1 protein-coding gene is annotated in these 270 nt (G+C 40.0%); it reads left to right on the top strand.

Going from position 1 to position 270, the window contains the following annotated elements; all coding sequences use genetic code 11:
* Positions 1–270 (top strand): helix-turn-helix domain-containing protein (locus tag FQ664_RS26090; protein ID WP_144175886.1); only part of this gene is annotated, 270 nt, incomplete at both ends.

The raw sequence follows: 270 nt of genomic DNA on the forward strand, positions 1-270 counted from the left end.
GTGTATGCTCAATATCATCAATTAATGTTTGCCAAACAACTGCTTCACAACAGTTCACTATCAATAACTGATGTTGGTTTTGCCAGCGGTTTTAATAGTACTCGACGATTCAATGATGCCTTTAAGAAGTATCTTAAATTGACGCCTTCAGAAATGAGGCGTCACCATGCAAGGCAAGATAACAGCGGTCGCAATGTGATTCATTTGGCTTACCGAGGTCAATATCACTGGGAGTCGTTACTCGATTTCTATCGTTTAAGAGCAATAGAG

This window comes from Pseudomonas persica (genome assembly GCF_900291015.1).
GTDB lineage: Bacteria > Pseudomonadota > Gammaproteobacteria > Pseudomonadales > Pseudomonadaceae > Aquipseudomonas.